This window comes from Corallococcus sp. AB038B, from assembly GCF_003668955.1.
Taxonomy (GTDB): domain Bacteria; phylum Myxococcota; class Myxococcia; order Myxococcales; family Myxococcaceae; genus Corallococcus; species Corallococcus exiguus.
Map to the genome: position 1 here is coordinate 44404 of NZ_RAWO01000003.1, position 14517 is coordinate 58920.

General features: G+C 70.3%; 11 protein-coding genes. 3 read left to right on the plus strand and 8 right to left on the minus strand.

The features are described 5' to 3' along the window. Positions 1–11 precede the first annotated feature (11 nt). Together D7Y04_RS16505 and D7Y04_RS16510 are read right to left on the minus strand one after the other, a co-directional pair. Positions 12–1877, minus strand: coding sequence for a serine/threonine protein kinase (locus D7Y04_RS16505; RefSeq protein ID WP_121759945.1), 1866 nt, complete (start codon positions 1875–1877; stop codon positions 12–14). A gap of 90 nt (positions 1878–1967) precedes the next feature. Further along, a complete protein-coding gene (locus D7Y04_RS16510; protein WP_158627529.1) occupies positions 1968–2846 on the minus strand; it encodes a serine/threonine-protein kinase in 879 nt (292 codons plus the stop codon). Between the two features lie 127 nt (positions 2847–2973). On the opposite strand from D7Y04_RS16510, the gene D7Y04_RS16515 reads away from it, so the two are divergent. After that, on the plus strand, positions 2974–4092 hold the full coding sequence (locus tag D7Y04_RS16515) for a serine/threonine-protein kinase (RefSeq protein WP_120599705.1): 1119 nt from the start codon (positions 2974–2976) through the stop codon (positions 4090–4092). Next, complete coding sequence (locus D7Y04_RS16520; RefSeq protein WP_121759947.1) at positions 4089–5030, plus strand: RluA family pseudouridine synthase; 942 nt, start codon at positions 4089–4091, stop codon at positions 5028–5030. Before D7Y04_RS16515 ends, D7Y04_RS16520 begins: the two co-directional genes overlap by 4 nt. On the opposite strand, the gene D7Y04_RS16525 is transcribed toward D7Y04_RS16520, so the two are convergent. Next, positions 5027–5440 carry a secondary thiamine-phosphate synthase enzyme YjbQ gene (locus D7Y04_RS16525; RefSeq protein ID WP_014398332.1) on the minus strand — a complete coding sequence of 138 codons (414 nt, stop codon included), beginning with the start codon at positions 5438–5440 and terminating at the stop codon, positions 5027–5029. The genes D7Y04_RS16520 and D7Y04_RS16525 overlap by 4 nt on opposite strands. A gap of 41 nt (positions 5441–5481) precedes the next feature. On the opposite strand from D7Y04_RS16525, the gene dinB reads away from it, so the two are divergent. Next, the gene (dinB, locus tag D7Y04_RS16530) at positions 5482–6687 is read left to right on the plus strand and encodes a DNA polymerase IV (protein ID WP_121759948.1); all 1206 of its coding nucleotides are present in this window, start codon (positions 5482–5484) and stop codon (positions 6685–6687) included. 170 nt (positions 6688–6857) lie between these two features. On the opposite strand, the gene pcnB is transcribed toward dinB, so the two are convergent. The 5 genes from pcnB to gltC form a co-directional block, all read right to left on the minus strand. Beyond that, positions 6858–8576, minus strand: a complete 1719-nt coding sequence (gene pcnB / locus D7Y04_RS16535; protein ID WP_121759949.1) for a polynucleotide adenylyltransferase PcnB — start codon at positions 8574–8576, stop codon at positions 6858–6860. Between the two features lie 384 nt (positions 8577–8960). Beyond that, complete coding sequence (locus tag D7Y04_RS16540; protein ID WP_120581641.1) at positions 8961–10007, minus strand: phosphatase domain-containing protein; 1047 nt, start codon at positions 10005–10007, stop codon at positions 8961–8963. Next, positions 10004–11038 (minus strand): phosphate acyltransferase PlsX, encoded by a 1035-nt coding sequence (gene plsX, locus D7Y04_RS16545; RefSeq protein WP_120581642.1) that lies wholly within the window; start codon positions 11036–11038, stop codon positions 10004–10006. Before plsX ends, D7Y04_RS16540 begins: the two co-directional genes overlap by 4 nt. A gap of 10 nt (positions 11039–11048) precedes the next feature. Continuing rightward, positions 11049–12362 carry an MFS transporter gene (locus tag D7Y04_RS16550; RefSeq protein WP_121759950.1) on the minus strand — a complete coding sequence of 438 codons (1314 nt, stop codon included), beginning with the start codon at positions 12360–12362 and terminating at the stop codon, positions 11049–11051. 111 nt (positions 12363–12473) lie between these two features. Continuing rightward, complete coding sequence (gltC, locus tag D7Y04_RS16555; RefSeq protein ID WP_121759951.1) at positions 12474–14516, minus strand: adventurous gliding motility protein GltC; 2043 nt, start codon at positions 14514–14516, stop codon at positions 12474–12476. Between the last annotated feature and the right edge of the window lies 1 nt (position 14517).

Genomic DNA, 14517 nt, shown 5'->3' on the forward strand with positions numbered 1-14517 from the left:
AAGCCGGCCCGTCACTCCGCCGCAAGGTTGAGCTTGAAGACGTTGTCCTGCCCGGCCTTCACCTCGAAGGCGCGCGTCACGTCCTTGCCCAGCTCCTTGTTCACGACACGCACCTGATGGACTCCCTCCGTCGCCTCCACGGCGGCGAAGGGCGTCTGCCCCAGGGGTTTGCCGTCCAGGGACACCATGCCGAACGGACGGACCCGGAACTCCACCCTGCCCTTCGGCAGCTCGCGACGGACCGGCGTGGCCACGCGGCGGACCGGCGGCTGATTCGTGCTCGTCGCCACGGGCTTCACGTTGACCACGGGTTGTGGAGCCGGCGTCACGGGCGGCGCCACCACCGCCACCTGGCCCGCATCACGAGCCTCCGTGGACTCCCCTGTCGTGGGCTTCACCTCGGTCACGACGTGCGGCGTGCCGCTGTCCACCGTCACGGAGGCCACCGGTTCCACACGCGCCTCCGGCACGACCGGCGTCACCTTCGGCTCCGGCGGCTTCACGGGCGCGTCGTCCTTCCGAGCCACCTGCGTGGGCGCACTCGCAGGAGCAGCGGCCTTCTCCCCCCGGCCCGCCACCACCAGCCCCCCAGCGAGCCCCAGCACGCTCATGGCCACCAGCACCCCCACCAGCTTCCGCCGGGAAGAGGGCACGGCGCCCGCGAGCAGGGGCTGCTCGGAGGCAACCACCTTCGAGACTTCCGGAGGCTGTACCCTTGAAGACTCCCGCAGCAGGCTCCCCGCCGACGGTGTCGCCGGATCCGTCGCCGCATCGAACCGGCTCGACGGAATGTCGTGCTGCGATGCCGTCACCGCGGGCGCCGCCATCGACCCTCGCGAGGACAAGGGCTCCCACGCCGTGCCCACACGGGCGGGCATGGGCGTCGTCGCCGCTTCCGGCGCACGGGCCGCTGGCGCCGCCTCCCGCCCCTTCGAGGGCGTGGTCGCCGGAGGCATCGTGTCCACGCCCTCCATCACCTGCGCCACCAGCCGTGCAATCTGGTACGCGCCCACCGGCTCGCCCAGCGACAGCACGAAGCGCTCCAGGTCCGACTGGAACGCGCGGCAGTCCGGGTAGCGCTGCTCGCGGTCCTTCGCGAGCGCCCGCTCCAAGATGCGCTGCATCGCCTCCGGCAGGTCCGGCCGGCGCTGCACCGCGGGCACGAAGGGCTCGAAGAGGATGGCCTGCATCATGCTCACGTCCGTCGTCGCGTCGAAGGGACGCCGGCCGGTGAGCAACTCGTAGAGCACGATGCCCAGCGCGTACACGTCCACGCGCCCATCCATCGCCTTGGCCTGGAGCTGCTCCGGCGGCATGTACGCAATCTTGCCCTTCACCACGCCCGTCGCCGTGCGGTGACTCTGCCCCGCCACCTTCGCGATGCCGAAGTCCACCACCTTCACCGCGCCCTGCCGCGACACCAGGACGTTCTCCGGACTGATGTCCCGGTGCACCAGCCCCAGCGGGGCTCCCGTCTCCGGGTCCGACAGCTCGTGCGCGAACGCCAGCCCCTCCGCCGCGGCGGCCACCATCTTCGCGCACAAGCCTGCGGGCAACGGCTGCTTCAGCTCCGTGGAGCGCTTGACGAGCCTGCGCAGCGTGGGCCCGTCGATGTACTCCATCGCCAGGAAGTAGCTGCCGTCCACCTCGCCGAAGTCGAAGATCTGCACCACGTTCGGGTGGTCCAGCCGGGCGGCCAGCTGCGCCTCGCCCAGGAACATCTCCACGAACGCTTCATCCTCCGCCAGGTGCGGAAGGATGCGCTTGAGCACCAGCGTCTTCTCGAACCCCCGGGGCCCCGCCGCCTTCGCGAGGAACACCTCGGCCATCCCGCCCGAGGCGAGCTTCCGCACCAGCTGGTACTTCCCCAATTGCATGGACCCAGAGCTTTCCCATGGTTCGCGGGAAAGGGAAATCCCCGCCCGGCCCGGGACGTCCACCGTCCCACGGGACAGCCCCTCCCCTCCTCACGTCACCCGAGCCACCCACCGGGCAAGAGCGTCCGCGCTCACCGGTTCGTCCAGGGCGGACATGAAGCGCTCCAGGTCCGCCTGGAGCGCGCCGCAGTCCGGGTAGCGCTCCACCGGGTCCGTCGCGAGCGCTCGCTCCAGGATGCGCTGCATCGACTCCGGCAGGTCCGGCCGGCGCTCCACCGCGGGCACGTAGGAAGCGGAGCGGATGGCCTTGAGCGCGCCCACGAGGTCCTGCCCGACGAAGGGACGCAGGCCTGTGAGCAACTCGTAGAGCACCATCCCCAACCCGTACACGTCACCGCGCAGGTCCGGAGACTGGCCCTGGAACTGCTCTGGCGGCTTGTAGGCCAGGGCATCCACTGGCGTCAGCCGTGTGCGGAGGTCCCGCGCCGCCGCCTTCGCGATGCCGAAGTCGCTCACCTTCACGACGCCCTCGCGCGACACCCGCACGGTTCCAGGCCGCACGTCGTTGTGCACCCACTCCTGCGAGGCGCCAGTCAGCGCGTGCACGTACGCCAGCCCCGTGGCGGCGAAGCTCACGATCCTCGCGCACACGCCCGGCGGCAGTGCCGCCCCCTGCGCCGTGGTCGCATCCAGGAGCTGGCGCAGCGAAGGTCCGCCCATGCGCTCCATCACCCGGAACACGTTCCCATCCGCCCTCCCGAAGTCGAGGACCCGCTCCACGTTCGGGTGGTCCAGGCGAGAAGCACGCTCCGACCCGGCCAGGAACGCCTCCACCAGCCCCTCTTGCCCCACGACCGAGGGAAGGACGCGCTGGAGCTCACACGGACCTCTGGCGTCTTCCGCCAGGAAGGACTCCACCACCTCGCCCTCGGCCAGCTTCTGGATGAGCCGATACTTCCCGATTTGCATGGTCCGTGAGGCTTCCCATGTCTCACTGGAAAAATGAAACAGCCCAGGGGCCAGGCGTTCGCAACCTCTCAAGCGCCGTCTGCATGTTTGACCCTGACGTGACGTGGTCCGTAGGATCCGCGCTCCCATGCCTCCCAAGGCCATTGGTCCCTACCGCGTGTTGGAAACGCTCGGCAGTGGCGGGGCCGGGACCGTCTATCGGGCCCTGGACCGCCGCAGCAACGACGAGGTCGCGCTGAAGCTCCTGTCGACGGGTGGACCGTCGCTGGACGACCGCGCGGCCCGGAGACTCGCGCGCGAATTCGAGACGCTCGCGGACCTGGCCCACCCCAACGTGGTGAAGGTCTTCGAGGCCGGCGTCCACGCGGGCCAGCCGTACCTGGCCATGGAGCTCATCGAAGGGCTCACGCTGCGCCACTACCTGGACGTGAGCTTCAACGACCTGCACACGCCCACGCCCTCCTCGCGCGGCCCGCTCACCATCCGCCGCACCGCGGACGACGACTTCGGCAGCGTCGACAGCCCGGACGAGGAAGAGGACGACGACGTGGAGGACGACGGCACCTTCGACCTCAACGCCTTCGCGGAAGAGGCGCCCAGCGAGGACCTGGCCAGCTTCCACGGCGCCGGGGATGACGACTCGGATTCGGACGGGATGCGCGTGGTGGATCCGCGCCGGGCCGCACCGCGCGCGCCGCAGCCCCCTTCCCGCCCCGCCACGCCGAAGGAGGCGGACCTCAACCGTCCGGAGCGCATGGGCAAGCTGAAGGACGCCATGCTCCAGGTGTGCGAGGCGCTGGCGTACATCCACGGCCACGGGCTGGTGCACCGCGACCTGAAGCCGTCCAACATCATGGTGGACGACGACCGCCAGGTCCGGCTGATGGACTTCGGCCTGGCCAAGTTCCTCGCGGACGACGCGGGCATCACCGCGGACGGCAAGCTGGTGGGCACCTACCGGTACATGGCCCCGGAGCAGATTCTGGGCGAGCCGCTGGACGGGCGCGCGGACCTGTACAGCCTGGGCGTCATCCTGTACGAGCTGATGAGCGGGCGTCCGCCGTTCGACGCGAAAACGCCGCACGAGCTGTGGCGTCAGGTGCTGGAGACGGAACCTCCGCCGCTGCTCGCGCTCAACCTGCATGGCGACCCGCAGCTGGCGCGGGTGGCCCATCGCCTCATCCGCAAGGAGCCGGACGACCGGTTCCAGACGGCCGAGGAAGTGTACGAGGCCCTCTCCGAGTGACCACGACGACGACGCACACCCTCACCGTGGACGCCGACAAGGCGGGCCAGCGGGTGGACCTGTTCGCGGGCGAGGCCCTGGGCCTGTCCCGCGCGCGCATGAAGCGCCTCTTCGAGGAAGGCCAGGTGCGCGTGGACGGCCGCCCCGCCAAGAAGGGCCTCCTCGTCACCGCCGGCCAGAAGGTCGCCGTGACGGTGGAGGAGGCCTCGCGCGAGGCCGTGCCCGACACGGAGTTCCCGCTCGTCGTCCTGCACGAGGACGCGGCCCTGCTCTTCGTGGACAAGCCCGCCGGCCGCCCGTCACACCCCCTGCAGCCCGGAGAGACGGGCACGGTGGCCAACGCCCTGGTAGCGCGCTACCCGGAGGTCGCGCAGGCGTCCCAGGACCCGCGCGAGGGGGGCCTGTGCCACCGGCTGGACGTGGAGACGTCCGGGGTGCTCGCGGCGGCCCGCACGCGCGAGGCCTGGACCACCGTGCGCGAGGCCTTCAGCAACCGCGCGGTGGACAAGCGCTACGTCGCCCTGGTGACGGGCCCGCTGGCGGACGAGGGCGAGGTGGAGGTGCCGCTGCGCCACCACCCGCGCCACCCGGACCGCGTGGAGCCCGCCCCCTACGGCGCCGAGGACGCCCGCGAGGCGCTGTCCCACTTCAAGGTGCTGGCCCGGTCCGGGGACTACAGCCTGGTGGAGGTGAAAATCCTCACCGGCGTGCTGCACCAGGTGCGCGCGCATCTGGCCGGAGTGGGCGCGCCGCTCGTGGGGGACGCGCTCTACGGGGGCCGCGAGGCGCCGGAGCTGGGGCGGTTCTTCCTGCACGCCCGCTCGCTCACCGTGCAGCACCCGGTGACGAAGGAGCCCGTGAAGGTGGAGAGCCCGCTGCCGCCGGATCTGGTGGCGGAGCTGGGACGCCACGGGCTGGCGTGGCCCGTGGCCGGTTAGTCGCCCATCACCTTGACGATGACGCGCTTGCGGCGCTGGCCGTCGAACTCCGCGTAGAAGACCTGTTGCCAGGGGCCCAGGTCGAGCTTGCCGGCGGTGACGGGAATCAGCACCTGATGGTGGACGAGCATGGATTTCAGATGCGCGTCGCCGTTGTCCTCGCCGGTGCGGTGGTGGCGGTAGTCGGGGCCGTGGGGCGCCAGGTGCTGGAGCCAGTCCCAGATGTCCTCGTGGAGGCCGGGCTCGTCGTCGTTGACGAAGACGCCCGCGGTGATGTGCATGGCGGACACCAGCACCATGCCCTCCTGGATGCCGCTCTTCTTCAGCAGGGCGGCCACGGTGTCCGTCAGGCGAACCAGCTCGCGCCGGGCCTTCGTCTCGAACCAGAGGTATTCGGTGAGGGTCTTCATGGCTCGCACTGTCAGAGGGGACCACTAGAGTGACTCACGTCATGCGAGCCATCCTCCACGTGGACATGGACGCCTTCTATGCGTCCGTCGAGCAGCGCGACAACCCGTCCCTCCGGGGCAAGCCGGTCATCGTTGGCGGGCATGCACAACGCGGCGTGGTGGTGGCCGCGTCCTACGAGGTGCGCCCCTTTGGCGTGCGCAGCGCCATGCCCATGGCGCGGGCGATGAAGCAGGCGCCACACGCCATCGTGGTGAAGCCGCGCTTCTCCGCCTACGCGGAGGCCAGCGAGCACGTGTTCGCCATCTTCGAGCGGTACACGCCGCTGATTGAGCCCCTGTCGCTGGACGAGGCCTTCCTGGACGTCACGGCGTCGGTGGGGCTGTTCGGCGCGGCGGCGGACATCGCGAAGCGGATCCGCAAGGAGATCGCCCACGAGCTGAACCTGCCGGCGTCCGCGGGCATCGCCACGGCGAAGTTCGTGGCGAAGATTGCCTCCGACCTGGCGAAGCCCAACGGTCAGCGCGAGGTGCGCCCGGAGGAGACGGTGGCCTTCCTCGCCGGGCTGCCGGTGTCGCGGCTGTGGGGCGTGGGGCCGAAGACGGAAGAGGCGATGAAGCGCGCGGGGCTCGTCACCATTGGCGACGTGGCGGCGCGGGACGTGGATTGGCTGGAGGAGCGGTTCGGCGCGGCGAGCGCGAAGCACCTGTGGGAGCTGTCGCACGGCATCGACGCGCGGGACGTGGTGCCGGACCGGGCGGCCAAGAGCGTGGGCGCGGAGGACACCTTCGACGAGGACCTGACGGGCCTGGAGGCGCTCAAGCCGCACGTGCACGCGCAGGCCCTGAGGGTGGCCCGGCGGCTGCGGCGCGCGACGCTGAAGGGCCGAGTGGTGCAGCTCAAGCTGAAGTTCGCGGACTTCACGCTCATCACCCGCCGCGTCACGCTGCGCGAGGCCACGGACGACGGGCAGGTCATCTACCGCGCGGCGCTGGAGCTGCTGGAGCGCGCGCACGAAGGCAAGGCGCTGCGGCTCACCGGAGTGAGTGTGCAGTTGGACGAGGACGAGCCCCAGCTGGGCCTGTTCCCAGCGGCCGCGCCGAAGTCGTCGAAGTTGAACGAAGCGATGGACCGCATCGCGGCGCGCTTCGGCAGCAAGGCCATCACCATGGCGGACATCGCGGGGGCGGAGGCGTCGGACGACGACCAGCACCGCTCCGAGAAGCCCGTGGACAAGCCGAAGCGGTAGCGCGTCACCAGGCTCGCGGACACGACAAGGGCCGAGGCTGCGATCACTCCAACCCGTTCGCTGCATCACCGCGGCGAGGGAAGTGGCAGCGCACACTCGACACGAAACGAAAAAGGCCGGAGCACCTGAGCGCTCCAGCCCTTTCGCTGCACCCGGCTGCTACAGGGGAACTACCCCTCGCCCGCGTCGGAACCGGAGGAGGCGCCCGAACCGCCGCCCTCTCCGCTCCCGTTGCCGGAACGACGGCGACGGCGGCGACGGCGCTTGCGGCGCGGGCCTTCCGCGTCCGCACCGCCAGCGGCTCCGGCGCGCGGCGGCGGCACCTCTCCGGCCTGCCAGGCCTCCAGCGCCTCGCGGCCCTCGTCCGTGGCCTCCACCGTCATCGCGTAGACGGCCAGCGCCTCGTTGAAGAGCGGGTGGCGGCGGAAGGCGCCCGTCTTGCGGCGGCGCTCCCCGGACAGCGTGCGCTGCATCAGGAGCAGCATGCGGCAGCGCTCGGCGATGCGGCGCGGCAGCCGCGCGGACTCCACGAAGCCCGCCAGCAGGTCCTCGATGACGCGCGACACCGACGCGCGGCCCTCGTCCTGGGTCTCCTCCACCGGCGGCTGCGCACGGCTGATGGGCACCAGCAACGTGGCCAGCAGGATGGCGTCGTCCAGCACCTCGCCCGCCGACACGCGCTTATCCAGCGCCTGCGCGAAGGCGTAGAAGGTCTTCTCCCCTTCCTTGCCGTTCTCACGCAGGTACTCGTCCACGGGCGGCAGCAGGATCTTCAGCGAGTCCAGCGCCGCCAGCAGCTTCAGCGCCGGGGCGGACACACCGCCGCGGATGAGCCGGAACGTCTCCTCCAGCAGGCGCGCGGGCGCGCAGCGCGGCAGGTCCTCCACCGCGCCTTCCATCGCCGCGTACGTGCGCGACTCGATGTCCAGGTCCAGCTTCGCCGCGAAGCGCACCGCGCGCAGGATGCGCACCGGGTCCTCGCGCATGCGGATTTCCGGGTCGCCAATCGTCCGGATGAAGCGCTCATCCAGGTCGCGCCGGCCGCGCACGTAGTCGATGACCCGGCCTTCAGCCGCGTCGTAGAACAGGCCGTTGATGGTGAAGTCGCGCCGGCGCGCGTCCTGCTGCGCGGTGCCGAAGACGTTGTCGTGGGTGATGAGGAGGTCCTCGCCACTCTGCCCCTCCTCCGCCCCCGCCGCGCCGGCCGCCGGCTCCAGCTCCGTCGGGTTCGCGCGGAAGGTGGACACCTCCACGATCTTCCCGCCCTTGAAGTAGACGTGCGCCAGCCGGAAGCGCCTGCCGATGAGCCGGCAGTTGCGGAAGATGGCGCGCACCTCGCCCGGGTGGGCGCTGGTGGCCACGTCGAAGTCCTTGGGCTTCTTGCCCAACAGCAGGTCGCGCACGCAGCCACCCACCAGGTACGCCTGGTGGCCGTGCTGGTGCAGCCGCAGCACCACCTTGAGCGCGTCCGGATCCATCTCGTCCGGGTCGATTTCCGCGGGCTCACCCGTGCGGGTGGTGGTGGGCGCCTGCAGCTCCGGCTCGTTCGCGGCGGGCTCCGGCTCCAGGATGACGGCCTCGGGCTCCTCGGCTTCGTCACCCGCCTCGGCGGCGGCCTGCGCGTCCTCCGCCTCCGCGGCCTTCAGGGCCTCGGTGGCGGCCAGGATTTCGTCGGTGACCTCCGGGCCGGCGTCCTCGGCGTCGTCGTCATCGTCGTCGAACCCGTCGTCCTCCGCCGCGTCCGCGGCGAAGGGGGGCTCGGAGGGGGCCGTGGCGGCCCGGGAAGGGGTTTCGAAATCGCTGGGGTGCTCGGCGGAGTCCGCGGGCACCTGGGCCTCGGTGCGCTCGCCGCGCTCCTCGGGGCCCGACAGGTCCAGGGGGGAAGACATGGAAGAAACCTCGTGCGCGGACCCGGATGCCGTGTCCGCTGCCGCCTCGAAGGAGGCCTCTCCGCGCGCGTCGTCTCCGGGCGCGGCTGGCAGCGTTCCGCCAGGGGGCGGGGGATGGGTCGGGTCTCGCGTCATTCGCCTCGGCAGGGCAGCCGTCTAACACGCATCCTCCCACCCATGGGGGTCGCGCTTAAGGACATTCTTCAGGGACGTCGGGGGTCCGTCCGGGGCCCCCTGCCCGCCCGCCGTGCGCCCGCTGCCCGTGGGAGGCGCTTCCACTGGATAACACCCCGCTCCGGGCCAGACTCCGGCCGCCACGGGCCCTCAACGCTGGAGGGGCCGGGAAGCAGGCAGGCAGACGACCGAGCCCGAAGGCCAGGCGCTTCAGGTGGGCGGCTTCAGGGTGCGCCCCTTGTGGGTCCGGGGCAGCGCGTGGGAGATGAGCGACACGTAGTCCACCGCCTGCACGCGCGGTGGGGGTGGCTGCGTGCCCAGCGCGGCCAGGCGCTTGCTGAACGCGGCCAGGATGTCCGGCATGGGGCGCATGGCCTTGAGCAGCGCGTTGGGGCCCTCCATCGCCTGGGACAGCGCGATGGCCGCCTGCTGCAGCGGCAGTCCGCGCCTGAGCAGGTCCTGAAACGAGTTCGACAGCGTGATGATGTTGTGCCCCGCCGTCTGCACCATCTCCACGGCGATTTTCAGCACCTGCGGCGCCGTGAGGTGGCCGTCCGCCAGCAGCACCAGCGCCGCCTGGAAGTAGTTGAAGATGGGCACCACGCGCGGGCCGTAGGGCGTGAAGTGCGCGGGCGGCGTCAGCTTGTCCAGGTGGATGAAGATGCGCCGCACCGGATCCGCGATGGGAATCTTCTTCCACGCCTCCTGCACCCGCGCGACGTCGTCCGGGTACACCCCGCCCGCCTCCAGCACCTGGGACAGCACGCGCTCGTCCACCCGGCCCGCGATGAGGTCCGCGTAGAGCGAATAGATGAACGCGTCGGCTTCCGCGTCGTCACCGAAGAGCACTTCCTCCGCTTCCACCGGCGCGTGGACGCGGCTCTCCAGGATGGCGGGCAGCTTGTAGCCCACCTGTCCCCGGAGCGCCCGGAAGCGCCCGCGCAGCAGGTTGCCCACGTTGTCCTTGAGGACGAACTCATCCCACTGGATGCCATCCAGCTTGAGCTTCTCCTCCAGCACCGCGCGCATCTGCTTGGGGCTGCCGGACACGATGCACAGCCGCGAGTCCCCCTGCTCCGCCAGCTCGCGGATGAGGGCGGACGCGCCCGGGATGGCGACCTTCTCATGGGCCTTCTGGAACGCCGTGCGGAACAGGTCGCGCAGCGATTCGAAGTCCGTCTGGAGGTACGTCTTGTCCAGGTCCCACCGGTAGATGCGGCGCGGAGGGGGCGGGTCGATGCGGTCCGGCAGGCTCACTTCGCCAGGCCCTCCTGGATGGCGGTGCCCAGCTCGTTCGCCACCGCCTTCGCGGCCACCTTGCCCGCGTTCGCGATGGCGCGCGCCTTGGAGCGGCCGTGCGCCTTGATGAAGATGCGGTCGAATCCCAGGATGGGCGCGCCGCCGTACTGCTCCCAGTCCGTGATGTCCTTCAGCCGCTCGATGCCGGAGGACAGCATGGCCAGGCCCGCGCGCCAGCGCAGGCTCTCCTTGTAGGCGTACTGGGCCAGCTCCATCACCGTGTCGTGCACGCCCTCCAGCATCTTCAGGCACACGTTGCCCACGAAGCCGTCCGTGACGATGACGTCCACCGTGCCGCGCGGAATGTCGATGCCCTCCACGTTCCCCGTGAAGTTGAGCCCCGCCATCTGCGACAGCCGCTGGTGCGCCTCCACCACGCGCGGCGGGCCCTTCTGCGGCTCGACGCCGTTGGACAGGAGCGCCACCTTGGGCCGCTCGTTGCGGGAGATGATGCGCGCGTAGGCGGAGCCCATGACGGCGAACGCCACCAGGTCCTCCGCGGTGGCCTCCACCGTGGCGCCCACGTCGAGGATGAGGCTGAACGGGTCCTGCTTCGCGCCTCGCACGCCCCGCGTGGGGTACACCGTGGCCAGGGCCGCGCGGCGCACGCCGGGAATCAGCTGGAAGTGGCGCTTGCACGCGAGCACGCCCGCGCCCGTGTTGCCCGCGGAGACGAGCGCGTGCGCTTCCCCCTCCGCCACCAGCCGGGCGGCCACCGCCACGGAGGACTCGGGTTTGCGCGCCAGCGCCTCGCCGGGCTTCTCGTCCATGCCCACGTAGTCGCCCGCGTGGTGCACGGAGATGCGCTCCCCGTTGTGCTTGATGCTCGCCAGGGCCTCGTCGATGACCGGCCGGTCCCCCACGAGCAGCGCGTGGATGTGCGGAGACTCCAGCGAAAGCTGGGCGGCGCCTCGCACCACTTCCAACGGGCCGTGATCGCTCCCCATCACGTCGAACGCGATGGTGATGTGTTGCGGCTTGCCCACCATGGTCCCCATCCTATGAGCTTTGCTCCGCGCCTGCTCCCGACAATCGCACCTGTGTCACCAACGACAGTGCCAAAAGTCCACCCAGCGCCACCAGCACCGCGCCCGTCCCGTACGGGGCCGTCGGGCCCAGTCGGGTGAAGAGCAGGCCGCCCAGCGCGGGCCCGATGATGCGGCCCAGCGACCCGGACGCCTGATAGGCCCCCAGCACCGCCCCCTGCCGCTCCATGGGCGCGTGCAGGGACACCAGCGCGGACAGGCACGGCGTCACCAGCGCGGAGCCCACCGCCAACAGGCCCATCACCGGGAAAAGCCACCCGTACGACGGCGCCACGGGCAGCAGGGCCAACCCCACCGCCGTCAGCCCGAAGCCCACCACGGCCACCGGGGCCTCCCGCCCTCCCCTGCCCCCCGGGGCACCTGCCGCCCCATGGCCTGATGCGCCATGACCGGCCGCCACCAGCCGGCGCATCAGCCCGCCCTGCACCAGCGCGGACAGCACGCCCACCACCGCGAAGAGCGCCCCGGAGCGCAGGCTCGCCTCCTTCAGGATGGACGCGTCCGGATGCACCGCGTGAACCAGCCACCCGCCCTCCAGCGGCACCGGCCCGGAGGACAGGAAGCGCGTCAGCAGGTACACGGAGAAGGTGCCCTCCATCTGCGCGAAGGCCACCGTGTAGAGCAGCACCAGCACCACGCACCGGCCCACGACGGGCAGCGTCAACGCGGCGGCCGCGCCCCGCATGTTGCGCGCCGTGGCGGACGGCGAGTCCGCCCTGCGCGTCTCCGGCAGGAAGAACCAGGTGTTGATGAGGTTCAGCGCGGACAGCCCCGCCGCGAACAGGCCAATGGCCAGGTTGCCGCCCCACGCCCCCAGGACGCCGCCCAGCGCGGGCCCCAGCACGAAGCCCAGGCCGAACGCCGCCCCGATGATGCCCATGCCCCGCGCGCGCTCATGGGGCTTGGTGATGTCCGCCACCACCGCCTGCGCCGTGGACACGTTGCCGCCGGACACCCCGTCGATGACGCGGGACAGGAACAGGAGGGGCAGCGTGTGCGCGAAGGCGAACAGCACGTAGCCCAGCAGCGAACCCACCTGGGAGATGAGCAGCACCGGCCGCCGGCCGAACCGGTCCGACAGCCGCCCCATGATGGGCGCCGCCACCAGCTGCATCAGCGAGTACACCGCGACGAGCAGCCCCACCGCGAAGGGGGAAGCGCCAAAGCGCACGCCGTACACGCCCAGCTGCGGAATCAGGATGCCGAACCCGATGAGGTCCAGGACGGCGATGCCGAACACCACCCGCAGCGACGCCTCCCGAGCCAACTTCGCACTCCCTCGTCCCTTCGAGGGACCGTTGGAAAAGACAAGACCGCCGGAGCGCGCGTACGGGGCGCTCCGGCGGCCGGGAAGAATCCCACTCTCAGCGTTGGGCGTCTACATCGCCTCGGCGGACTGGATTTGACGGTTGGCCGTGTCGCGCTCGATGCAGCCCTTGGTCATCGTGTACTGGTACGTGCCCAGCTCGTCACGCCAGTACTCGCCCTCGTAGGGCCAGTAGAGCTGATCGTCCGCCACCGCCACGGAGTACTTGTACTTCTTGACGATGGCCGTGCGGCCGCCCGCCTTGAGCTGCTCCTCCAGGAACTCCTTCTCCTTGGTGGTCGTCTCGAACTTGATGCGCAGGCCGTTGGCCAGCAGCAGCTTGAGCGCGCCCAGCTCCGTCTCCAGCTTGCCCTTGGCCATGATGCCGGCCTTGGAGATGAGGCTGGTGCGCTGGACCTTGAGCTCCTCCAGCAGCTGCTTGGTCAGCTCCGAGTACTTGAACGTGTCGCCCTTGTTGGAGAACAGGTCCATCTCACCCTCGAGCTCCAGGATGGAGTCGTTGGTCTTCTTCAGGTCCTGATCCGTGAGGGCCAGCCGCAGGATGCGCTCCAGGAGCACGTCCGTGCCGTTCTTCTCCAGGCCGTCCTTGTTCTTCTTCTGCACGTCCGCGAGCACCGTGTAGTACTCGGAGGCGTCCATGTTCTTCTTCACCAGCCCGTCCAGCTCGTCGTGCACGGGCAGGTAGGTGCGCTCGAAGTCCTGGAGGATGAGGTTGGACTCCCGGTAGCGGCAGTTCTCGTAATAGATGACCGCCTTGAGGATGAGCGCCTCCGGGAAGTACTCCTCGCGGAAGAAGGGCGACGACAGGGTGATGAGGTTGCCCAGCGCCTGCTCGTACTGACCGATGCGGTAGTTGGCCCAGGAGGACTCGAAGAGGGCCTCCAGCCACTGCGTGTTCCCGCGCTCCACCTTGTTCAAATAGAAGATGGAGAAGCGGTTCTGCTGCATGCCGTAGTGCGTACGGGCCAGCTGCATGAAGGCCAGCTCGCGCAGCGACTTGTCCAGCTTCGCCTGCTCGCCGTTGCGGCCCGCCTGGGGACGGGTGAGGCGCACCACTTCCTTCATCGCCTCCACGGACGCCATGACGTCCGTGTTGCCGCGCTTGGCCGCCGCGTCCTTGTGGTTCGTGCCGTTGCGGAAGAAGGCCAGGCCCTCCAGGTACTTCGCGCGCGGGTAGAACACGTCCGTGCGCGGGATGGTCAGCGCCAGGCGCTTCACTTCTTCAAAGGACTTGTCCGCGTTCTCCGTCTGGCCCACCTGATCCAGGGCGCGGCCACGCACGAAGTGGTAGCGCGCCAGCAGGTAGCGGAACTCGTTCCGGAACTTCTCCGGGAACTCGTAGTTCGCGTACCGGGCGATCTCATCCAGGATGACCGTCTCGTTCTGCGTCTTGCGGCTGATGAAGAACAGCCACTCCAGGCTCGTCTTGAAGAACTTCGTGGACGGGCCCGCGGCGAGGATCTTGGAGAACTCGCCCAGCGACGAGTGGTACAGCCCCATGCGGTAGAGCGACTTGGCGAGCACGTAGCGCGCCTCGACGTGCAGGCCCTGGAGCTTGGGGTCGCCCAAGAGCTCGTGGGACGCCATCGCGGCCTTCTCGTACTCGTCGTTCTTGAACAGGCTGATGGCCACGTCCAGGCGCTGGCGGTCCGCCGTCTTGCCGGACACGTCCACCGCGTCGAACGACATCGTGGGCGCGGGCGGCTTGTCGTTGTCACCCGTGAGGTCCAGCCCCAGGCCGGGGCTGCCCTGGGCGGCCGGCTTCGCGGGCGGCGTGGGCTTCGCGGCGGGCGCGGCCGGAGTGGCCGTGGGCGCCGGCGTCGTCGTCACCGCGGCGGGCGGCGTGGCGGGGTTGCCCACGGGCGCGCTGGTGTCGGAGGACTCGTCCGCGTCCTCGGCCGGGGCGGTCGTCTTGCCCTTGCCACGCTTGGCGGACGTCTTCTTCTTCGCGGAAGCCTTCGACGAGGCCCCCTTCTTCTTCTTCTTCGACTGGCCCGCCAGGTCCAGTCCTTCGAAGGACTGGGCCAGCGTGGGGGCCGTGTACGCGAGCGTGAGCCCGAGGACGGCGAGGCGGAGGAACCGGTGGGTGCGCATG

Bases quoted from the DNA above. Each gene is read 5' to 3' on its own strand.
- plsX (WP_120581642.1), bottom strand. From the start codon at position 11,038: ATGGTGGGCAAGCCGCAACACATCACCATCGCGTTCGACGTGATGGGG.
- gltC (WP_121759951.1), bottom strand. From the start codon at position 14,516: ATGCGCACCCACCGGTTCCTCCGCCTCGCCGTCCTCGGGCTCACGCTC.
- D7Y04_RS16515 (WP_120599705.1), top strand. From the start codon at position 2,974: ATGCCTCCCAAGGCCATTGGTCCCTACCGCGTGTTGGAAACGCTCGGC.
- D7Y04_RS16505 (WP_121759945.1), bottom strand. From the start codon at position 1,877: ATGCAATTGGGGAAGTACCAGCTGGTGCGGAAGCTCGCCTCGGGCGGG.
- D7Y04_RS16510 (WP_158627529.1), bottom strand. From the start codon at position 2,846: ATGCAAATCGGGAAGTATCGGCTCATCCAGAAGCTGGCCGAGGGCGAG.
- D7Y04_RS16525 (WP_014398332.1), bottom strand. From the start codon at position 5,440: ATGAAGACCCTCACCGAATACCTCTGGTTCGAGACGAAGGCCCGGCGC.
- dinB (WP_121759948.1), top strand. From the start codon at position 5,482: ATGCGAGCCATCCTCCACGTGGACATGGACGCCTTCTATGCGTCCGTC.
- pcnB (WP_121759949.1), bottom strand. From the start codon at position 8,576: ATGTCTTCCCCCCTGGACCTGTCGGGCCCCGAGGAGCGCGGCGAGCGC.